Source organism: Olleya sp. KJ81-1 (genome assembly GCF_055808135.1).
In genome coordinates this window covers 2598790-2620451 of sequence record NZ_CM147854.1, presented here as the reverse complement: position 1 = coordinate 2620451, position 21662 = coordinate 2598790, and the positions used below count along the sequence as shown (strand labels likewise).

17 protein-coding genes and 1 pseudogene are annotated in these 21662 nt (G+C 31.7%); 9 read left to right on the top strand and 9 right to left on the bottom strand.

What is annotated here, in order from left to right; all coding sequences use genetic code 11:
- Window positions 1-12 precede the first annotated feature (12 nt).
- Window positions 13-1125: a TolB family protein gene (locus tag AC0L3M_RS12360; RefSeq protein WP_342861975.1), complete on the top strand. Its 1113-nt coding sequence runs from the start codon at window positions 13-15 to the stop codon at window positions 1123-1125.
- Window positions 1126-1232: 107 nt separating this feature from the next.
- On the opposite strand, the gene AC0L3M_RS12355 is transcribed toward AC0L3M_RS12360, so the two are convergent.
- From AC0L3M_RS12355 to AC0L3M_RS12345, 3 genes are all read right to left on the bottom strand, one after another.
- The gene (locus AC0L3M_RS12355) at window positions 1233-1784 is read right to left on the bottom strand and encodes a GRAM domain-containing protein (protein ID WP_473430954.1); all 552 of its coding nucleotides are present in this window, start codon (window positions 1782-1784) and stop codon (window positions 1233-1235) included.
- Window positions 1785-1912: 128 nt separating this feature from the next.
- Window positions 1913-2650 (bottom strand): hypothetical protein, encoded by a 738-nt coding sequence (locus tag AC0L3M_RS12350; RefSeq protein ID WP_473430953.1) that lies wholly within the window; start codon window positions 2648-2650, stop codon window positions 1913-1915.
- Window positions 2651-3050: 400 nt separating this feature from the next.
- The gene (locus AC0L3M_RS12345; protein ID WP_473430952.1) at window positions 3051-3437 is read right to left on the bottom strand and encodes a hypothetical protein; all 387 of its coding nucleotides are present in this window, start codon (window positions 3435-3437) and stop codon (window positions 3051-3053) included.
- A gap of 378 nt (window positions 3438-3815) precedes the next feature.
- Between AC0L3M_RS12345 and AC0L3M_RS12340 the strand changes: the two genes are divergently transcribed.
- Window positions 3816-4781 (top strand): IS110 family RNA-guided transposase, encoded by a 966-nt coding sequence (locus AC0L3M_RS12340; protein ID WP_473430951.1) that lies wholly within the window; start codon window positions 3816-3818, stop codon window positions 4779-4781.
- Window positions 4782-4823: 42 nt separating this feature from the next.
- Here AC0L3M_RS12340 and AC0L3M_RS12335 read toward each other — a convergent pair whose 3' ends face one another.
- The 4 genes from AC0L3M_RS12335 to AC0L3M_RS12320 form a co-directional block, all read right to left on the bottom strand.
- Window positions 4824-5414: a hypothetical protein gene (locus tag AC0L3M_RS12335; RefSeq protein ID WP_473430950.1), complete on the bottom strand. Its 591-nt coding sequence runs from the start codon at window positions 5412-5414 to the stop codon at window positions 4824-4826.
- A 235-nt stretch (window positions 5415-5649) separates the two neighbouring features.
- Window positions 5650-6396 (bottom strand): hypothetical protein, encoded by a 747-nt coding sequence (locus AC0L3M_RS12330; RefSeq protein WP_473430949.1) that lies wholly within the window; start codon window positions 6394-6396, stop codon window positions 5650-5652.
- Window positions 6397-6511: 115 nt separating this feature from the next.
- Window positions 6512-7198, bottom strand: coding sequence for a hypothetical protein (locus AC0L3M_RS12325; RefSeq protein ID WP_473430948.1), 687 nt, complete (start codon window positions 7196-7198; stop codon window positions 6512-6514).
- A 76-nt stretch (window positions 7199-7274) separates the two neighbouring features.
- A complete protein-coding gene (locus tag AC0L3M_RS12320) occupies window positions 7275-9677 on the bottom strand; it encodes a TonB-dependent receptor domain-containing protein (protein ID WP_473430947.1) in 2403 nt (800 codons plus the stop codon).
- Between the two features lie 156 nt (window positions 9678-9833).
- On the opposite strand from AC0L3M_RS12320, the gene lepA reads away from it, so the two are divergent.
- A complete protein-coding gene (gene lepA, locus AC0L3M_RS12315) occupies window positions 9834-11630 on the top strand; it encodes a translation elongation factor 4 (RefSeq protein WP_145005069.1) in 1797 nt (598 codons plus the stop codon).
- Window positions 11631-11699: 69 nt separating this feature from the next.
- On the opposite strand, the gene AC0L3M_RS12310 is transcribed toward lepA, so the two are convergent.
- Window positions 11700-13544 carry a cation:proton antiporter gene (locus tag AC0L3M_RS12310; protein WP_145005066.1) on the bottom strand — a complete coding sequence of 615 codons (1845 nt, stop codon included), beginning with the start codon at window positions 13542-13544 and terminating at the stop codon, window positions 11700-11702.
- 170 nt (window positions 13545-13714) lie between these two features.
- On the opposite strand from AC0L3M_RS12310, the gene AC0L3M_RS12305 reads away from it, so the two are divergent.
- From AC0L3M_RS12305 to AC0L3M_RS12280, 6 genes and pseudogenes are all read left to right on the top strand, one after another.
- Window positions 13715-14575 carry a universal stress protein gene (locus tag AC0L3M_RS12305; RefSeq protein ID WP_473430946.1) on the top strand — a complete coding sequence of 287 codons (861 nt, stop codon included), beginning with the start codon at window positions 13715-13717 and terminating at the stop codon, window positions 14573-14575.
- Window positions 14572-15452: pseudogene (locus AC0L3M_RS12300) on the top strand (SulP family inorganic anion transporter). The gene AC0L3M_RS12305 and the pseudogene AC0L3M_RS12300 overlap by 4 nt, the downstream one beginning before the upstream one ends.
- Window positions 15422-16756: a SulP family inorganic anion transporter gene (locus AC0L3M_RS12295; protein ID WP_473432509.1), complete on the top strand. Its 1335-nt coding sequence runs from the start codon at window positions 15422-15424 to the stop codon at window positions 16754-16756. Before AC0L3M_RS12300 ends, AC0L3M_RS12295 begins: the two are co-directional and overlap by 31 nt.
- A gap of 73 nt (window positions 16757-16829) precedes the next feature.
- Window positions 16830-17690 carry an MBL fold metallo-hydrolase gene (locus tag AC0L3M_RS12290; RefSeq protein ID WP_473430945.1) on the top strand — a complete coding sequence of 287 codons (861 nt, stop codon included), beginning with the start codon at window positions 16830-16832 and terminating at the stop codon, window positions 17688-17690.
- A gap of 19 nt (window positions 17691-17709) precedes the next feature.
- Window positions 17710-19326: a S8 family peptidase gene (locus tag AC0L3M_RS12285; protein WP_473430944.1), complete on the top strand. Its 1617-nt coding sequence runs from the start codon at window positions 17710-17712 to the stop codon at window positions 19324-19326.
- A 64-nt stretch (window positions 19327-19390) separates the two neighbouring features.
- Entirely contained in the window at window positions 19391-21217 is a 1827-nt protein-coding gene (locus AC0L3M_RS12280; protein WP_473430943.1) for a M1 family metallopeptidase, read from the top strand.
- Between the two features lie 111 nt (window positions 21218-21328).
- Here the strand turns inward: AC0L3M_RS12280 and AC0L3M_RS12275 are convergent, their stop codons facing one another.
- Complete coding sequence (locus tag AC0L3M_RS12275; RefSeq protein WP_473430942.1) at window positions 21329-21628, bottom strand: hypothetical protein; 300 nt, start codon at window positions 21626-21628, stop codon at window positions 21329-21331.
- Window positions 21629-21662 lie beyond the last annotated feature (34 nt).

The window sequence follows — 21662 nt, the reverse complement described above, 5'->3', positions numbered from 1 at the left end:
ATAAAACCTATTATGAAAACACGCTTATTCGGAATTTTACTAGTTACAGCTTTTATTTTTTCATGTAAAAATGAAACTAAAACTGACGTTACTAATACAACCGTAAAACCTGAAGTTACTGAAGTAAAAAACCCTTTGATTTATCCTGAAGAAATTCATTTTAAAAATTTACGTCAAGTGACTTTTGGAGGTGATAATGCTGAAGCCTATTGGAGTTTTGATGATAGTAAATTGGTGTTTCAATCTAATTACAAAAAATGGAATGTTGGTTGTGACCAAATGTTTTTAATGGATGCCAATCAAACCTTTGATAGTATTGCACCACCAATGGTTAGTACAGGAATGGGACGTACAACATGCTCTTATTTTATGCCAGATAATAAGCATATTATTTATGCATCAACACATTTAGCAGATAAAGACTGTCCTGAAACCCCTTTACGCAAAAACGGTAAATACATTTGGCCTGTTTATGATACGTTTGACATTTTTGTTGCAGATTTAGAGGGTAATATTGTTAAGCAATTGACTAATGAGGTTGGTTATGATGCTGAGCCAACAGTATCGCCAAAAGGAGATAAAATTGTATTTACGTCCACAAGAAGTGGCGATTTAGAGTTATACACCATGAATTTGGATGGTAGTGATGTAAAACAAATTACAGATGAATTAGGTTATGATGGAGGTGCGTTTTTCTCGCCTGACGGAACAAAAATAATTTTCCGATCGTCTAGACCAAAAACAGAACAAGAAATTAAAGACTATAAAGATTTATTAGCTGAAGGTTTAGTTGAGCCAACAGATATGGAACTATACATTTGTAATGCAGATGGTAGTGATTTACGCCAATTAACGGATTTAGGAAATGCCAATTGGAGTCCGTTTTTTCACCCAAGTGGTAACAAGGTATTATTCTCTTCCAATTTTGAGGCAGAACGTGGTTTTCCGTTTAATTTATACTTAATTGATATTGATGGTAAAAACCTAGAGCGTGTTACACATGGCGAAACGTTTGATGCGTTTCCGGTGTTTTCTAACGATGGTAAAAAGTTAGCGTTTTCGTCTAACCGTAATAATGGTGGTGGACGCGATACTAATTTGTTTATTGCTGAATGGGTGGATTAATCTACTTTATTTAAAACGGTATTAAGCTAATTTTTAAGGTGATTTTAGGTGCTAATAATGTAGGTTGTACACATTTCATTATTGGCAATTTAAAATGTCTTAAAATCTTATTTTAGGTGATTGTTAATGTGGTGCAACCATACTGCTCTTTCATTAACTACAAAATCAAATTGCTTACCGTCTTTAGTCACAATCCTAATTCCGTTATTAATTAGTTTTGCAGTTTTACGGTTTATAATTTGATCAATATCTGAATAAGCAATATCTGTTTGTCCTGTTTGAATATTAATTTTGTGCGATTTAAAGATTAGCTTTTTATTGGTCAAAAATATTTTTCCACCTACACCTTCCATACCACGAAATAGATTAGCAGGACCTTCTACTTCAACAGTTTCGTCTGGTGATAAATCTGGTTTGATTGTATGTCCTATTTTATTAGAAAACTTGTCAGCAAGCTTTTGATTTATATACGGAAATCCAATACCAAAAAATAAACCAAAGAAAAGGGCTTGAAAAATAATATTGTTTGTTGAGTAAATATTTTCATCAGAAAAATAATCAAAAAGCCATAGTGTAAAACCGTATAACAGACCTGTACCTATTGCAAATAGTACTCGATATTTCCAATTGATTTTAATAAATTTTGTTCCTATTTCCATGATGGACTGTTTTGTGTTTATGCATCTAATTTAATAAATACAAACTGAATAAAATATTGCGCAGGAATTGTTAGTAACTAGTGTAGAGCTAGCCACTAATTATACATGGTGTTAGCGGTAGTATTTTTTTAATGAAAGCTCTTATATATAGCACATTTAGGATGTTGAATTTCAAATTCTACAAACTCATTTGGGTCTGGTATTTTTCCATTGTTAATATTCAACCAAGTCAAATTTAATCCATTTAACGGTTTAATACTATTTATGAATGGACTGTGAAGATTGACTGTCTTAAGGTTATATAATTTCGAAATTAAATCTATATCAGAAAATTGTCCTCCTATTTCAATGAATTCTAATTTTTCTAAATATTCTATGCCTTTTAAAGATGTTAGATCGGTACTTCGCAATGTAAGTGATTTTAATCTTTTTAAATTTTTTATGGGATACAAGTCTCCAAGCCTAGCTAAATCGTCGCAATTACTCGCATTAGCCCAAATTTCTTCAATGTCAAATATTTTCTGAATGTCGTCTAAAGTTATGTTTCCAATATATTCAATGGTATACCCGAAGGAAAATTTGTTATGAAGATTTTTTATTTTATCCTCACCTGTTATGATATGGTTGTAATAAAGTATATTTTTCCAAGCATCATTCAAATTATTCCACCACATTGCTATTTCGGATTTTTCTTCAAAAACTTTATGTTTTTTAAACTTAGGAATAAACGTATTGGTGTGTGTGGGGAATTTTCCTTTCAGCCAACAATAATTTATGTCTCGGTCAAGCCATTTTACATCCCATAAATTGCCAAACATAGAATTTGTTACGACAAAATCAACAGAAGTTTTCCCATTGTACTGCAAACCATTTTTTTTAATACATGACAGAACCACTTTACATCCATTGGGTTCATAAACCCTAGACTAACCAAGTCGTTATCTTCTTCGAAAGTTCTATTAGGACAATTTATTTTAAAAGAGTTTAGTCCTCCTTTATATTTTTTATCTATTGTTCTTTTAGGAATAATGAAATTATAAAATCTCAATCTTATACTCATAGTTCTGTTTCTTATTATCGCTAACGGTTACGTATAAGAATAGTTGCGGGTTTACGTGCGAGGATTTTCCGTAGGAAAATCAGACGTAGTAAACTTGCAACGACCTTTGGTTAAGCCCAAAATTGAGCAATTATTTTTATACATTGTTGTAAAACGTTTTTATATTGTCTTTTCAATCAGTTTTTTAATAAAAAATTCACTCACAACTATATTTCGCTTGTGATACATTTTTTTCTTTTCTCTGTAGTTTGGTCTTCTGGTTTTAGTTTTGCTCTTAAATCCACTTTATATTCAGTCGGTTTGGTTCGGGAATACGTAAAATTCCAAGATTTTATTTCGTTAATAAAGTCAGTTCCGTATTTAGGTAAAAATTGATTTTCAGAAATGCCTTTCATTAAATTCCGTATTGTTTTTTTATCCGATTCTATTGGTAAAATTTTTCCACTTTCTGATTTTAGAATGACAACGTTTTTTTTAGAATCAATTTCAACTATCGAGTGAGGTTTCCAAGCGAATATTCTAGCTTGAGAAATACCTAATTCCTTATGAACTTTTGCTTTCGCTTGATTCCAAGTTGTTCCGCTTCCAAGCAAGAACCTAAATAATATGTCGAATAGTTTGATCAAATGTTTTACAACGTGATTGTGTATGGTTAGTTGCGTGGTTTGGCAACTAAGTTAGCAAACATTTACGAACCCGTGAATATTCCTGCGGAATATTCGCAAGTAGTGAAGATCCTAGCAATTAATTATACACGGCTTAAGTTTGTCTTTCATTAAATTTAACTAATAAATAGAAAGAACAAAAGAGAGAAATAAGATTAGTATACACGGTGAAGCTTTAGACTTCGACAACATTGATAATCCTCTCTCTTTTTCTACTAAGATTTCGTTCAGTTCTGTGAGACCTAGATCTCGTTTTCAAGTTGTTGAAACATCAGTAGCTATGTTCTTTCCAAAATTCAAGTTATTATGAATAAATATAAAGAAATTTATGGAATTGACATTAGCAAAGATGTCTTTGATGTTTATGGTTCAAAAAGTGGACATAATCAATTTAAAAATGATGCAAAAGGTATTGTAAGCTTTCTAAAACATTTACCAAAAGACGTTTTAATAGTCATGGAAGCTACAGGCTATTATCATTATCGTTTAGCACAGTTTTTATATAAATCAGGAATTAGCGTTTCTGTAGTAAATCCATTATCTGTAAAGCGATTTATTCAGATGAAATTAGCTAAGGTAAAAACAGATAAAAGTGATGCTAAAGCAATAAGTGAGTATGGAGAAATGAATGATGTCCCATTGTATACGGCTTTAACAGATGTTCAGAGTGAGTGCTTACAATTGTTTAGACTATTAGATAGTTATATAAAACATAGAACAGCGACCAAGAATAAACTAAAAGGAGAAGAAGTTTTAGGAATTCCTTCAAGGTTTGTTTATCGTTCTTTAACTCGAAATCTGAAGCAATTAAACAAAGAGGTTTTAGTATTGGAATCTCGTTTATTAGCATTAGTAAAACAAGATCAGCAGCATCAATTAACATTAATAAAAAGTATTCCAGGAATGGGAGTTAAAACCGCTTTGTTTTTAATAGTAGTAACCGATGGCTTTAAGAAGTTTGAAAACGCATCACAGTTATGTAGTTATGTTGGTATTACACCCACTATACGAAAATCAGGGAGTAGTGTAAGAGGTCGAAGTAGAATAAGTAAAGTAGGCAACAAGAAACTAAGGAATCTATTGTTTTTATGTTCTTTTTCAGCGTGTAAGCACAATAAGGCTTGTAGAGAGATTTATGAACGATTAGTCGCTAAAGGAAAAAGTAAAAAGCTGGCATTAATAGCAGTAGGTAATAAGTTATTAAAACAGTCTTTTGCTATTGCTAAAAGTGGGAGACCTTATGATGAAAATTTTGTTTCAAGATTAGCTTAAAATGGCTTGTTTTTTAACTCAGTTCTTTGTTGTAGGTAGTTTTTATTTTATTTTTTCCAACCTTATTTTTTCAGGATTAAATTTCATTTCTTTATCAAATTCGTAAGCTTCTAGAAATAAATTATCAGTTTTAGAATAATTATCAACTAACAAATATGACATTCTATAATTTAAAGCTTTTTCTCCATTCAAAATTGTGTCTCTAATTACTTCTTGAGTTAATAGTCCAACAAGTCTATCGTCATATTGATTTTCGAATTCAAATTCCAGAGAGTTAAGAGCTTTTGTTGTCCTACTTGATATACTGTCATATAATTTGTCAGCTTTTTGTTCCAAATAATAAAAGGTTAAAGTTCTTTTATTTTTTTCATTCAATTCTAACGTTTCATATTCTGAATGAACTGAGATTTTAGCTTTATAAAAACCATCTCTATCAGATTTTTTAATATTTAGTACATAATAAAGTGAATTCAAGGAATCAAGAATTCCATTTTCAAATATTTTATACTGATTGTATATAGTATCATTATTCTTTGAAATATAAAGTTCATATTTTTCCTCTCTGAATTCATTCCATTTTACATTCAGATTTTCTTTTACATATGTAGAATCTTTTAGTAATCGATTTTCCATTACAGAAATTTTTTCTTTCTCTTTGCATGAGGTTAATGAAAGAATAGTAATAAATGAAATTAAGAAATGGATTTTCACAGGATGATTTTTAAATTACCTACAACGTTTATGTATAAGAATAGTTGCGGTTTTGTGTGCGAGGATTTTCCGCAGGAAAATCAGACGTAACAAAAGCGCAACGACCTTTGATTAAGCCTAAAAAAGCAATTATTTTTATACGGTATTGTACACAGTTTTATTCCAATTCATCTATTATTTTTATTATACTAACTGCACTGATGGCACTTATTACGCATAATTCAGCAAAGTGTTTCTCCGCGTTCAATTTATGAGTAGTTGAATTCATCAAATCAATTGAGTCACTTACAAATTCAATTGCTGATTCCGCTACTTTTCTCAAACCTTTATTTTTCTTTCCCTTTAATTCACTTGCAATATAAGTATGTAATTGATTCTTAAACTTGCCATTATTAAGTTCTATTGATGGGTCCTCTGCTTTGTGTAAGTTTGGATTGAAGACTTCTCTTGCTAATTTGTCCATTAAAGTTCTTCCACTATTTCCGATATTTTGATAGTCTGTCGATTCTGTACTTCTTTCAAGTAATTCAATTAACTTTTGTTGTCCAGAATTTATAACCTCCCATTTGGTATATATAGGTTTCACTTCTGAGGATAACAGTTCCAGTTTATCGTAATCAGGTAATAATTCTAATTTATCAATTAGTAATTCTGTCGAATCATTTATCCGTTTTTTTAAAATATCCTGTGTTCCTTTTTTTAACTCATAATATTTAGAGTAGATATCAGGTGTCAAGAATATTTTAATATTATAAGCATTCGGGAATGTTTGATAATTCCAATGTCGTTCAAAATCAAAAAAAGAATGATTAAGAATTTCTAACATATAGGATTCTGATTTTCTTTCGGCTATTTGCTTAAGAACATGCTTTATTTTAGGTACTAATGGTGGTTCTTGTTTCATTCCTCAAATTGTGTACAACGTTTATGTATAAGAATAGTGCGGTTTTGTGTGCGAGGATTTTCCGCAGGAAAATCAGATGTAACAAAAATGCACTAACCTTTGATTAAGCACTAAACTACGCATTATTTTTATACTGTGTTGGCGCTAGTTTTTTATTTTTCATATGTTTCTGATATAAAATCATTTGCGGTAAAAGGAAAATCATCATAAAGAAACTTGCTGGTGGAATTTTTTCAAATCCCTTAGTCAAAGCAAAAAATCCTAAAACTCCAATTGCGACAATAAGAATCATTGTGTTAATTATTAATGCCCATTTTAAAAATCCTTTTTCAGCCCAAATACCCCAACTATCAATAATTTCTTCTTCCTGAATTTCTTTTGAAAGGAAATTTATAAATTCCTGCGAGTCGCTTTTTAGAATATTGTTTGGACGATTATTTCCCAGTGTTATTTCAACCTTTTTCGTAATTATTTTTCTTAAGATTTGTCCTTGGTCAATTACTAGGCGTTTTATTTCATTAATTCGTATGTCTTCGATTTCTTTATAGTTGAAAAGAAGTTTTTTCTGCCATTCAAAATGAAGTGTTTCACTGTTACAACTTACGTTAAGTCGTCCGTAACAGAAATAGCAAAGTAATCCAAAAAGTCCAATTATTCCCAGAGCAGTCACAATTAATTGAACGATTGAGTTGTTAATATGGCTCGGAAGTATTAAAACTGGAATGAACATAATAGCAAAGGATAATATGCTTATCAATACTCTACTTTGCTTAAAAATCAATATACTGAAATTCTTTTTCAATGTCATTTTTAAATTAGCGCCAACAATTAAATAAAATGCCTATAAACCATAAACACAATAAAAAATAGCTATTATACTACTTCTCTAGGCGTTCACGTTCTTTCAGCGATTTAGTACGCTCGTTTGTTTGTAACGTAGTGTTTCCAAACTTGTAACTAAAACCTAATTTAACGTAACGGTTATCTATATTATGATAACTGTAATTGTTTTGGTTAGCAAATTTAGATCTTGCCCCAAGGTCTTGTTGGTTAAATAAATCGGCAAACATTAAACTAATTACTGCTTTGTTTTTTAAGGCCTTTTTACTTAAACTTAAATTAGAATATGTTATGGACTCTCCTAATAAAGTACCTTGTAAAAATTGACTATAATAAGCTACGGAAAGGTTAACAGATAGACTGTTATCTTTTAGCATATTAAACCCAGCATTAATTTCGGAGTAGTTTGACCACTGATTAAAATTAGACGTTTGATTATTAAAATCGATATCAAAATCGTGATTAAAAAGACTAGTCAAAAAGAAGACTGAATACTTGTTTGAGATATATAAATCTGCCATAAAATCAAGTCCATATTCTCTAACATTTTGAATATTGGTAGGCGAATAAATCAAAAAATTATTGGCGTTATCTTGTATAGGTAATTCGTTAATTTGGTTGGATACTGTTTTGTAATATGCCTCTATAGTAAAGGTGTTGTTAATAGAAGTCCCAATGGTAGCGTATGTTGTAAACGATGGTTGTAAGTTAGGATTACCTGAAACTATAATGTTATCGTTTAAAAAGAAGTTAAACGGATTTAAATTTGTGTAATTAGGACGTTGTATATATCTTTTATAGGATACATAAAGGTTAGCTTTTTCAAACGCTTGCCAAGTTACATTTAGTGTTGGAAACAACTCCAAGTAGTCTTGTGTTTGACTTACATTAGTCGCAGGAGAAAACCCTTCTAGATCAGTATGCTCTAATCTTAAACCTGCAGACATACTCCATTTATCCCAACTTTTATCATAACTTAAATATCCTGCATAAACAGACTCGTCATAATTAAAAGCATTTGTATTAGCTGTATTTAATACTTGGTTACCTGTAGTTTGGTCCACATCAAATTGCACAATGTCGCTGTCTGTATTTATGCTAGAGGATTTAACACCAAAGGATAGGTTAGAACTATCATTGATTGGTAGTTCGTAATCTAATTTTAAAGAAAAAATATCTGTAGATTGATTATTTCTGGTATTAAAAGCAGTACTAAAGTTTGAAGCGTTATTCTGGAAAAAATAGTCAGAATTGACATGTTGACTTCTATTAAAATCATAGGTCGTATAATGTGCATTTGCTAAAAATTTAGCACCATTTTTTAAATTAAGCTTATAGTCTAAATCTGTACCAATATTATACTTGTCATCTTTAGATGAATTATAAGAATTAAAATTGTAGTCATTTAACCCTTGTAAGTCGTTTACAAAAGTGCTTCCGTTTGTTTGATAATCAAAATATGGTAAATACAATACGTTTGAAGACAAGCTAAGGGTATTATTATCGTTAATATAATAATCAAAATTTAGATTTGCATTGTGTGTATTAGACGTTGTATTTCGGTCCAAATCTGTTCTCCAAAATTCTGTTGCAGTATTGTTTTCTTGGTAATTAATTTCGTCTAAATTGTGTCTATTTATCTTAGTATGGTTGTAGCTGTAATTAAGATTAACGTTTATTTTATCCGTTTTATAAAACTGATTTAATCCACCATCATATCTAGGATATACACCTTGTGTGTAATGCGTTGTAACGCTACCTCTGTAACCCATAATTAGGTTTTTACTCATCACAATTTTTAAGACAACACCACTAGAAGCATCATATTTAGCAGATGGACTGGTAATAACTTCTATTTTTTGGACCGCATTTGCTGAAGACGCATTTAACAACATAGCTAACTCTGATGCTGATAAGTTTACTTTTTTATCGTTTATATAAATTGTTGGGCTACTATTTTTAACCAAAATATTATCGTCCAAAACCAAAACACCTGGTGTACTTTTTAAAACATCAAGCATTGTACCTTCCACTAAAGCAGTATTTGCAACGTTAAATATCATGCGATCTGCTTGTTTTGTAAACGTTGGTTTTTTTGCATTAACGGTTACTTCGCCTAAAGTTTCTGGTAGTGTTTTTAATATTATGGTATCTAAATTAACATCATTAGCCAATGTTATATTTTTAGTTTCGGTTTCAAAACCTAAAAACGAGATTTTTAAAACATACTCTCCAGAGGTTAAATTGTCAATACTAAATTGACCATCTTCATTAGTACTTGATCCTGATATAACTTGTGATTGATCAGAAGTATACATAATTGCGTTAGCAAATAAAATGGGTTGATTTGAGTCATCTACAACGTTCCCAGAAATGGTTAAATCCTGAGCATAAGTAGTCATAGATAAACAAAAAACGATAATAAAATTAAAGCGATTCATTTATAATAGGTTAAGCCTGCAATATAATAATTGTAATTAACATTAAAGTGTGGGAAAAACCGCAAATTTATATGAATTTGTATTCCTAAGAAAAAAGAAAAAAGCCCAATAATTACTATATATTTGCAATATCTTTATTTATAAAGAGATTTGACTATGAAGAACATCAGAAATTTTTGCATAATTGCACATATTGATCACGGAAAAAGTACACTTGCCGATAGGTTACTAGACGCTACTGGCTCTGTAACAGCAAGAGAACAACAAGCCCAATTATTAGATAGTATGGATTTAGAACGCGAACGTGGTATTACCATTAAGTCGCATGCTATCCAAATGGACTACATTTATGAAGGCGAAAAATTTGTTTTAAACTTAATTGACACACCTGGTCACGTAGATTTTTCTTATGAAGTGTCAAGATCTATTGCAGCTTGTGAAGGTGCTTTACTAATTGTAGATGCTGCCCAAAGTATACAAGCGCAAACTATATCTAACCTTTATTTAGCCTTAGAGAATGATTTAGAGATTATTCCTGTTTTAAATAAAGTAGATTTACCAAGTGCAAATCCAGAAGAAGTTACAGATGATATTGTAGATTTATTAGGTTGCAAACCAGAAGATGTTATCCATGCAAGTGGTAAAACAGGTTTTGGAGTAGAAAACATTTTAAAAGCAATTATTGAGCGTATTCCTGCACCAAAAGGTGATCCTGATGCGCCTTTACAAGCCTTAATATTTGACTCAGTTTATAATACTTTTAGAGGTATTGAAACTTATTTTAGAGTATTTAATGGTGAAATTAAAAAAGGACAAAAAATTAAATTTGTTGCTACAGATAAAGAGTATAATGCAGACGAAGTTGGTACTTTAAAACTAACTCAGGTCGCAAAACAAAGTGTTAAAACAGGAGATGTAGGTTACCTAATTACAGGTATTAAAACTGCTAAAGAGGTAAAAGTAGGAGATACTATTACGGACTTTGCTAATCCAACGACTAATATTGTCGAAGGTTTTGAGGACGTAAAACCAATGGTTTTTGCTGGTATTTATCCAGTAGATACAGAGGATTATGAAGAGCTGAGAAACAGTATGGAAAAGCTACAACTTAATGATGCATCCTTAGTGTTTCAGGCAGAAAGCTCTGCAGCTTTAGGTTTTGGTTTCCGTTGTGGATTTTTAGGAATGTTACACATGGAAATTATCCAAGAGCGTTTAGAGCGTGAGTTTGACATGACGGTTATTACTACTGTACCTAACGTATCGTACCATGCTTACACAAATAAAAATCCTGAAGATGCTTTTATAGTGAATAACCCTTCGGATTTACCAGATCCTTCAACCGTAAATCGTGTTGAGGAACCTTATATTAAAGCAACGATAATTACAAAATCAGACTTTGTTGGTAATGTAATGAGCTTATGTATAGAAAAACGAGGGATGATTATTAATCAAACGTATTTAACACCAGAACGTGTAGAATTAACTTTTGAAATGCCTCTTGCCGAAATTGTATTTGACTTTTATGACCGATTAAAAACAGTGTCTAAAGGTTACGCATCTTTTGACTACCACCCAATAGGTATGAAGGTGTCTAAATTAGTACGATTAGACGTATTATTAAATGCACAGCCTGTAGATGCTTTGTCTGCTTTAATACACGCAGATAACGCACATAACATAGGTAAAAAAATGTGTGAGAAGTTAAAAGAATTAATTCCGCGTCAACAATTTGATATTCCTATTCAAGCTGCAATTGGAGCAAAAATTATAGCTAGAGAAACCGTTAAGGCTTTACGTAAGGATGTTACCGCAAAATGTTATGGTGGTGATATTTCGCGTAAGCGTAAACTTTTAGAGAAACAGAAAAAAGGTAAAAAACGTATGCGTCAAGTAGGTAATGTAGAAATACCTCAACAAGCATTTATGGCTGTTTTAAAACTTAACGATTAAGTTAACTATTAGATATAAAAAAAACCTTCATTATTAAAATGAAGGTTTTTTTATGCCTTATACTTTTAGTTAGACTGTGTCTACTTTTTCTACGTCTAAAGGTTTTCCTAAATAGACTAAATAATAACCTTCACTTACGTCTTCAAAATTAGTGTTGTAAGACGATATTATGTGTAACTCTCCTTCGTCATCCTTTATAAATAATGGAACTATTTCACGGTCTTCATTTGTGGTTTTAATTAAATCCATTAGATGTGCTTTATCTATAATTTCAATTTCTTGAATACTAGGAAATTTTCTAGTTACATCTGAAAGTGTGTTAAAGTCATCTGTATGAGAAAATAAACCTTCATGTGGATTATTATTTTCATCTAACATCTCTTCTGTAGACACTAATCTAAACGCACCATTTTCTCCAAATTGCTTTGAAAATTTATTGATAGCATATTTATTAATTTCGTTGTTTCCTGTTAAAGCCATTAAATATCCAACATCATTAAGCTCGATATTATCAGTTAATGTTTCAGAATAGATATTGGTGTTTATAGCTTCCAAACCAAGCTCTTTAGCTTTGTTAATGTTATTTTGATTACTATCAATTAGGACCACATGTCTACCATGTGACTCTAAGTAGTGCCCAATTAACCTAGATACTTTTGATGCTCCTACTATTAGTATTCCATTAGATTGGGTTAAAAACACACCAACTAACTTAGCAAAAAGTCTAGCTGTTGTCGCATTTAAAAGTACAGTACCTAAAACAATTACAAATACTAAAGGAGTAATATACTCGGCTCCTTCAACACCTTTACTAGCTAATTTTAAACCAAAAAGCGAAGCGATTCCTGCAGCTACAATACCACGTGGTCCAACCCAACTAATAAACAGTTTTTCGTTTAATTTGAGCTTAGATCCATACGTGCTTAAAAAGACACCAATAGGTCTAATAACTAATATTATTATAGCAAAAAGCGCTACTGTATTCCAGTTATAAATTAATAATAGCTCGCTGTAATTAATATTAGCTGCTAGTAAAATAAATAATATTGAAATTAATAATACGCTTAAAGATTCTTTAAAATATAATAAGTCTTTTAGGTATGGAGAGTTTGAGTTACCTAACACCATTCCCATGACCACTACTGCAAGTAATCCAGACTCGTGCGCAAAGACATCCGACAATACAAAAACACCTAAAACAGCTGCTAATGCAAAGACATTTAATAAATAATGAGGTACCCACTTTTTATTAATAATAAAATTTAAAGCATGTGCAAAAGTAAATCCAAAGGTAGCTCCAAATAACACAATTTTACCAAACTCTATTAATGCGGTTTTAGTAAACTCTCCACCTGCGTCAACACTAATAAATTCAAATACTAATACTGCTACTAATGCTCCGATTGGATCAATTAAAATCCCTTCCCATTTTAAAACTGCAGAGATGTCTTTTTTAAGCGGAATGTTTCTTAAAATAGGTGTAATTACTGTTGGTCCTGTAACAATAATTAATCCTGAAAATAAATATGAAATCTCCCATGTTAACCCAAATACGTAATGTGCTGCAATACCAGCACCAAAAAAGGTAACCAAAGACCCTACAGATATTAACTTGGTAATTACAGGTCCAACATTTTTAATTTCGCTCATTTTTAAGGTTAAACCTCCTTCAAAAAGAATAATACTAATGGCTAAGGATACAAAATAAAACAAGCTTTCGCCAGGAAATAAACCTTCGTCACCATTCCATATTGGTTCTATCCATTTGGTTCCATCTTCACTTAAAAACTCGGCTGCAATTGGACCAACCAACAAGCCAATTAATATTAAAGGTAAAATTGCTGGTATTTTTAATTTCCAAGCAACCCATTGTGCAAGTATTCCTAAAATAATGATTCCTCCTAATTCTATCATTCAATTATCGTTTTGGTGAAAATACTAATTCTAAAATTCTACTTCTATAATTTAACCCAAATTTAGAGTAAAAAGTTAAATTTTTAAGCCTAGACCACTATCTAACTCAATTTTTTTAAACTTAAAAAAATGGTATCTTACAATTTTTCATCAAAAAACTACTAACCTAATTGACAATAAAGCCCTTTAAAACCATTGGAATTGGTATCGCGTTTTCGCCCAATCTTAAAGCTAATATTTTTGAAGCTGCTAGACTAGCTTTATTTTTTGATGCTAAACTAATTATGATTCATATTGGAGCACAATCTGATGATAAGTCAAAAACCATAAATAGTATATTAAGTAGCTTTAAGAAAGATAATCTAAAGTATGAAGTCGTCTTTAAATCAGGAAACCCAGTTGCTGCTATATTAGACACTACAAATAAAAAAGATATAGACCTTTTAATTATTGGAGCTGCTAAACGTGAAAATTTATTAAAATACTATGTTGGTTCTATTGCTAGGAAAATAACTAGACAAGCCAAGTGTAGTCTACTATTATTAATTAATCCATCTATTGACAGAATTGTCTGTAGACACATAGTTGTTAATGGATTAGAAGATCCAAAAACCGAACAAACCATAGCGACTGCCTTTTATGTTGCATCAAAACTTAAAGCCGAAAAAATAACAATAGTAGAAGAAATTAAGCCCAATGAAATTGCAGTTAATGTAGATGATGATAAATCTTTAAGACATGCTAATATTGTCAGAGAACGTATTAGTAATCGTGAAACCTCAAGAATTAATCATATAATTGAAGATTTACCACAAGAACATACTAATACTAATACTAATACTATTGCAATTAAATCACAACCTATTTTTGGTACCCAAGGCTATTCCATTGGACATTATGCACAAATATCTCGAGCAGATTTATTAGTCATGAATGCGCCAACAAAAATGACGTTTTGGGATCGTTTATTTCCGCATGATATTGAACATATTTTAACTGAGCTACCAACCGATGTTTTAATTATTCAATGAGTCCAAAACAAAATAATACAACAGTCTTTTTTAAAGCATTACCTAAAAATATATTTTCTGGTTTTGTGGTAAGTCTTATTGCTTTACCTCTAGGTTTAGGATTGGCTATGGCTAGTGATGCACCTCCAATTTCTGGAGTAATTGCTGCTGTAATTGGTGGAATTTTAGTCTCTATTTTAGGTGGTAGTCACGTTACTATCTCTGGTCCAGGTAACGGATTAGTTGGTGTGCTTTTAGGTACTATTTTAACCTTGGGTATAGAAAGTGCTTATGCTGCCATTATTTGCTCTGGAGCCTTACTATTACTTTTAGGCTTTTTAAGATTAGGCAAATTAGCAGATTTTTTCCATCCTCTGCCATTCAAGGTATGCTAGCTGCTATTGGTCTTATTATACTAGGAAAACAGTTTCATATTATGTTAGCGCATAGGATTAAAAGGGAAGATACGGTTGATTATTTATTCGAAATTCCATTTACTATAAACGATGCTATACATTACGATAATACAGGGTTAATTTATGCTGCATTAGCTGGAGTTATTAGTTTTTTAATTATGATATTTTATTCTAAACTAAGAAACAAATACTTACAACTTATACCTGCTCCAATGTGGATTGTTATACTTTCTATTGGATTTAGTTATTACTTTGAGTTGGTTGCGCATCAAGCCAACCCAATTGCAATAAATTACATGATTTCTGGTATACCAGAATTTTCAGAAATTATATCGCAAATACCAACTGTGGATTTTAGTAAAATCGGGACATTTCCGTTTTGGACTAGTGTATTAGCTTTAACATTAATTGCTAGTATAGAGTCCTTGTTAAGCATCAAAGCTGTAGATAAATTAGATCCAGAAAAAGAAGAAGTAATGTAAACAGAGATCTTAAAGCCTTAGGATTAGCAACCATAGGAAGTGGATTTTTAGGTGGTCTTAATGTCGTAACTGTAATTGCAAGAAGCTCAGTTAACGTTAATAATGGCGGTAGTAATAGGTCTTCCAACTTTTTTCATGCTTTCTTTTTAGTTATTTTTATTGTCTTATTTAGTACGCAATTAGCACGTATACCATTACCAGCATTAATGGCAATATTAGTTTACACAGGATATAAACTAGCGTCTCCAGAAAATATTAAAAAGATTTTTAGAATTGGAAAAGAACAGTTAATCATCTTTTTTGTTACCCTAATTGTTACATTAAAAATTGGTTTAATTTCAGGTATTTTATCAGGAGTATTAATCACATTTATTATACATATTGTCTTAAATAAAAGTATATCACTTTTTGCCAGAAATTGGCTTAAACCAAACGTTTTAATGTTTCAAGAAGATGGTCATTATTACATAAGTGTTAAGCATTTTTGTAGCTTTTTAAATTTCTATAAATTAAAAGCTAAATTAGACGCAGTACCAGAAAACGAAGACGTTATTATTGATTTTTCGCTATGCCAATTTGTGGACCATACCGTTATGGAAAACCTTAATAACTATCAAGAGCTATTTGCAAAACGTGGTGGACACTTTGAAGTTTTAGGCTTAGATTTACACGATACAGACTCAGAACATCCATTTGCATTGCGTCGCTTAGTTCCTGTACCAAATGTTATTAAAAATAGCTTGACGCGTCGACAAACCACCATGGAGGAGTTAGCAAACGATTACAACTTAGACTACATTGCTAAAAAAGAAAAACAAACGGGCTTTTTAAACAATTTTTTATTTTTCAGGGTAAAACAAATCAACTACATCTATAACCAAACCATTAATAAAAGCAATGGTTTAAAATTATTTGATATCGAGTTTTCTGAAGGAGAATTTATTGCTAAAGAAGTCGTGCGTAGTACAATGCTTCATATTAAACTAAACAAACAAATTCCAGAGTTTACTCTAGACAGAGAAGGGTTTTTAGAAAAAGTCTATGCTTTTGCAGGTTTTAAAGATATTCCTATTAAAAACCACACCGATTTTTCCAATCGCTTTTATTTATTAGGTGAAGATACGCAAGCTATACAACAGTTTTTTACAGATGAAATCACGCACTTTTTTGAAAGTAATCCCTACTACCATATCGAGTCTAATGGTCAAGATTTGTTGGTCTTTGGACGCGAGCGATTAGCTAGCATAAAAGAAATTAAAGCACTTTACGATTTTGGTAAACGTCTAAAAGCGGTTATTTCTTAATAAAACCTTAATATTTTAAGTGTTTAACACTTATTTAGTAATTTGCAGGTAGTTTTAATACTAATTCTTTATAATGAAATTACACCCAATACAAGCTGGTCATTTTAAACTAGATGGAGGTGCCATGTTTGGTGTTGTCCCAAAAACTTTATGGACCAGAACCAATCCAGCAGATGCTAATAATTTAATAGATATCGCTGCACGTTGTTTATTAATTGAAGACGGAAACCGTTTGACACTAATTGACACAGGAATGGGAACCAAACAAAGCGAAAAGTTTTATGGTCATTACAACTTATATGGAGATGATACTATTGAAAAATCTTTAAAAGCAGTAGGTTTCTCTACAGACGATGTTACAGATGTGTTTTTAACGCACTTACATTTTGACCATTCTGGAGGTGCTTTTAATTATAATAAAGACCGTACAAAATTAAAATCTGCCTTTAAAAATGCTCACTTTTGGAGCAATAAAGACCATTGGAAATGGGCAACAGAGCCTAACAGACGTGAAGTTGCTTCGTTTTTAAAAGAAAACATATTACCAATGGAACAAAGTGGACGACTAAAATTTACAGACCTTCCGCAGGATGATATTTTAAAAAATTCAGCTTTAGGTTTCGATATATTTTATGCCAATGGACATACAGACAAACAAATGATACCAATGATTAATTACAAAGGTAAAACCATTTGTTTTATGGCAGACTTATTACCAACCGTTGGACATTTACCTTTACCCTTTGTAATGGGTTATGATACAAGACCATTGTTGACGTTAGACGAAAAAGAAAAATTCCTGAATCTAGCAGCAGATAACAATTATTACTTATTTTTGGAACACGATGCACACAACGAAATAATTACTGTGCAACACACAGAAAAAGGCGTACGATTAAAAGACACCTTTACTTGTAACGATATTTTTAATTAACAATTCAAAACAATTTATAATGAAGATTACCTATAAACCAATTTTATTTTCGGCTTTTGCTGCGATAGTTTTATCTAGTTGCGGTGGAAGTGCTCCAATATTATCTACACCTATAGAAAATATTGACAACACACCAATGAAAGAATCTGCCTTAACAGACGCAGAAGCACACAATTGGGGACACTTAGATTTAGTAAAAGATACTATTCCTGGTATGAGTGTTGATAAGGCTTACGCCGAAATTATTAAAGGTAAAAAAGGACAGCAAATTATTGTTGCTGTTATTGACTCTGGTATAGATATTACACATGAAGATTTAGATGGTGTTATCTGGACTAACCCTAAAGAAATTGCAGGAAACGGAAAAGATGATGACAATAATGGTTACATCGATGATGTCCATGGATGGAACTTTTTAGGAGATGGTTATGACGAGCAGTTAGAAATGACGCGTATTGTTGCAACTGGAGACACAAGTATCCCAAGATATGCTGAAGCAGCAGAAAAACTAGAAAAAGATTACCAACAAGCTTTAAGTGGTAAGCAACGTTACGACCAAATATATGGTCAAGTAAGCAGCGCAAATAAAGTATTAACAGCACACTTTAAAAAAGAAGATTATACACCTGCAGAAGTTAATGCAATCACTGCAGAAGAAGGATCTGAATTAGCAACAGCAGTAGCTACAGCTAAATTTATGTATGCTAACGGGATGACATCTATTCCAGAAGCTGAAAAGCAAATTAAAGGTGGTGTAGAGTATTTTACTGACCAATTAAACGCTAACTTAAACAAAGACTTTAACGGTCGTAAAACAGGAGATAATCCAAACGATTTTAACGATAAGCCAGGTTACGGAAACGGAAACGTTATGCCTGTAAAAAAATCTGAAAGTCATGGTACACACGTTGCAGGTATTATCGCTGCAGAGCGTAACAATGGTTTAGGAGCAAATGGTGTTGCTAATAACGTAAAAATTATGGCGCTTCGTGCAGTACCAAATGGTGACGAGTACGATAAAGATATTGCAAAAGCGATAAGATATGCTGTAGACAATGGCGCTAAAGTAATTAACGGTAGTTTTGGTAAAAGCTTTTCTATGCACCCAGAATGGGTAAGAGACGCTATTAAATATGCAAGTGATAAAGGTGTAATTTTTGTACATGCTGCTGGTAACGATAGTAAAGATGTAGATGTTGAAGCAAACTTCCCTGATGACAATATTGATTATGTAGAGTTATCAAACACTTACATTCGTGTTGGTGCATTAGCACCAAGTTATGGTACAAAATTAGTTGCTGGTTTTTCTAACTACGGTAAGAAAAATGTAGATGTTTTTGCTCCAGGAGCTCAAGTATATTCTACAACTCCAGAAAACGAATATGATACTAAAGGTGGTACAAGTATGGCTGCTCCTGCTGTTGCAGGTGTTGCTGCTTTAGTTTGGTCACAATATCCAAAACTAACAGGTGCACAAGTAAAACAAATTATTATGGATTCTGGTTTAGCTGTAACGTCTAAAGTTATTGTTGGTGGAGATGCTAAAAACATTCAACCATTTTCTGACCTAAGTCAATCGGCTAAAATTGTAAATGCTTATAACGCTTTAGTTATGGCTTCACAAATTTCTAAATAACAATTAATAATTCAAAAAAGCCTCAACCTATTATGTTGAGGCTTTTTTATTTCAATTTAAAACAATGAAAAAATTATTTCTTTTAATTTCCGCTTTTGGTATTTTATCGTCTTGTAATTCTACCAAACAAGTTGCCAATTCATCTAGTAACACAACAGATTCTAAATCTACCTATTGGCAACAACATGTAGATTACAAAATGGATATTGATATGGATGTAAACACGTATCAATACAATGGTAAACAAACGTTAGTCTATACTAACAACTCGCCAGATGTTTTAAATCGCGTGTATTACCATTTATATTTTAATGCCTTCCAACCAGGTAGCGAGATGGATGTACGTTCTCGTACTATTGAAGATCCAGATAGACGTGTTGGAGATCGTATTAGTAAATTGGCTCCAAACGAGATTGGTTACATTAAAGTAAAAAGCTTAAAGCAAGATGGTAAAACATTAAGCCATGAGACTGTTGGAACAGTTCTAGAGGTTGACTTAGCAAAACCTATTCAGCCAGGAGAAAGTGTGACTTTTACAATGGATTTTGATGCACAAGTACCACAACAAATTAGACGTTCTGGTCGTGATAATGCAGAAGGTGTTGCTTTATCAATGACGCAATGGTATCCTAAATTAGCAGAATATGATTTTGAAGGATGGCATGCTGACCCATACATTGGACGTGAGTTTCATGGTGTTTGGGGAGATTTTGAAGTAAATTTAACTATTGATAAAAATTACGTTGTTGGTGGTACAGGTTACCAACAAGGCGAAGCTGAAGTAAAAGGAAACAAAAAAACGTTACGTTTTAAAGCACCTAAAGTACATGACTTTACTTGGGCTGCAGATCCAGATTACATCCACGATACTATGCAAGTACCTAATGGTCCGATGCTAAACTTTTATTACAAAAACGATTTACCAGCAGAAAATTTACAGTTTTGGAAAGATTTACAGCCTAAAACAGTACAATTAATGCAATATCTATCTGAAAACGTTGGAAAATATCCATACGATCAATACTCTGTTATACAAGGTGGAGATGGTGGAATGGAGTACGCTATGTGTACATTAATTACAGGAAAGCGTAGTTTTGGTAGTTTAGTTGGTGTTACTGCACACGAAATGGCACATACTTGGTTTCAATTTTTATTAGCTTCTAATGAAGCTAAACATGAATGGATGGACGAAGGTTTTACAAGTTACATTAGTGATTATGCAATGGATGCTATTAACAATACTAACCTAAAAAATCCAGCTGCTGGAGCATATAATGGTTATTACTATTTAGTAAAATCAGGTAAAGAAAAACCACAGTCAACTCATGCAGATCGTTATGAAACAAACATGGCTTACGGTATTACTGCTTATAATAAAGGGTCTGTATTTTTATCTCAATTAGGATATATTATTGGAGAGGATAACCTAAAGAAAACGCTTAAAAAATATTTTGATGATTTTTCTTTTAAACACCCTAGACCACTTGATATTATTAGAACTGCTGAAAAGATTTCTGGTTTAGAATTAGATTGGTACTTAATGGACTGGACACAGACTACAAATACCATTGACTATGCTATTACATCTCTTGAAGAAAATAATAGCATTACAACCGTTAATTTAGAGCGTATAGGATTAATGCCAATGCCTTTAGATATTGAGGTAGCATATACTGATGGTACAACAGAGCAATATTACATCCCGTTACAAATGATGCGTGGTGAAAAGCCAGTAGCAACTACAACTAAAATCATAAACGATTGGGCTTGGGCAATGCCAACTTATAGCTTTAGTATTAGTAAGCCAAAAAGCATGATTAAATCTATTACTATAGATCCAAATCAGTTAATGGCAGATATAGATAAAACTAATAATACTGTAAAACAGTAGATAGGTTTAAATTAAACTAAAAAAAGCTACAACTTAAGTTGTAGCTTTTTTGTTTTATACATAAGGTCCAGATAAAAATCTACACCTTAAGTACTTAAATTGTATAAATAATTAGTTACAGTTACCTGTAATTTCTAATTTTTCAAATCCAACGATAAACGCTTTACCAGAAACAGTAGTTCTAATGTTAGTTACACCATTACTACATTTTCCATTTAATTCAGATAAAGCTGCACCAGCTTCTTTTTGAACATCCATTGGAGTAAATCCAAAAATGTTAACACCTTTTTTTACAACACTTACTTCTTTTCCTGCAGTTTTGTACTCAGATGGAGTAGATACAACACCCATTGTTCCACAACTTGTTGCTAAAAATAAAGAGGCAACTGATAATACTAATAATTTTTTCATTTAATTGTTGATTAAGTTTTTTATTAATCCAAAT

Excerpts from the sequence above, each read along its gene's own strand:
- AC0L3M_RS12340 (WP_473430951.1), top strand. The coding sequence starts at position 3,816 with ATGAATAAATATAAAGAAATTTATGGAATTGACATTAGCAAAGATGTC.
- AC0L3M_RS12360 (WP_342861975.1), top strand. The coding sequence starts at position 13 with ATGAAAACACGCTTATTCGGAATTTTACTAGTTACAGCTTTTATTTTT.
- AC0L3M_RS12290 (WP_473430945.1), top strand. The coding sequence starts at position 16,830 with ATGAAATTACACCCAATACAAGCTGGTCATTTTAAACTAGATGGAGGT.
- AC0L3M_RS12285 (WP_473430944.1), top strand. The coding sequence starts at position 17,710 with ATGAAGATTACCTATAAACCAATTTTATTTTCGGCTTTTGCTGCGATA.
- AC0L3M_RS12310 (WP_145005066.1), bottom strand. The coding sequence starts at position 13,544 with ATGATAGAATTAGGAGGAATCATTATTTTAGGAATACTTGCACAATGG.
- AC0L3M_RS12335 (WP_473430950.1), bottom strand. The coding sequence starts at position 5,414 with ATGGAAAATCGATTACTAAAAGATTCTACATATGTAAAAGAAAATCTG.
- AC0L3M_RS12330 (WP_473430949.1), bottom strand. The coding sequence starts at position 6,396 with ATGAAACAAGAACCACCATTAGTACCTAAAATAAAGCATGTTCTTAAG.
- AC0L3M_RS12275 (WP_473430942.1), bottom strand. The coding sequence starts at position 21,628 with ATGAAAAAATTATTAGTATTATCAGTTGCCTCTTTATTTTTAGCAACA.
- AC0L3M_RS12320 (WP_473430947.1), bottom strand. The coding sequence starts at position 9,677 with ATGAATCGCTTTAATTTTATTATCGTTTTTTGTTTATCTATGACTACT.
- AC0L3M_RS12280 (WP_473430943.1), top strand. The coding sequence starts at position 19,391 with ATGAAAAAATTATTTCTTTTAATTTCCGCTTTTGGTATTTTATCGTCT.
- lepA (WP_145005069.1), top strand. The coding sequence starts at position 9,834 with ATGAAGAACATCAGAAATTTTTGCATAATTGCACATATTGATCACGGA.
- AC0L3M_RS12355 (WP_473430954.1), bottom strand. The coding sequence starts at position 1,784 with ATGGAAATAGGAACAAAATTTATTAAAATCAATTGGAAATATCGAGTA.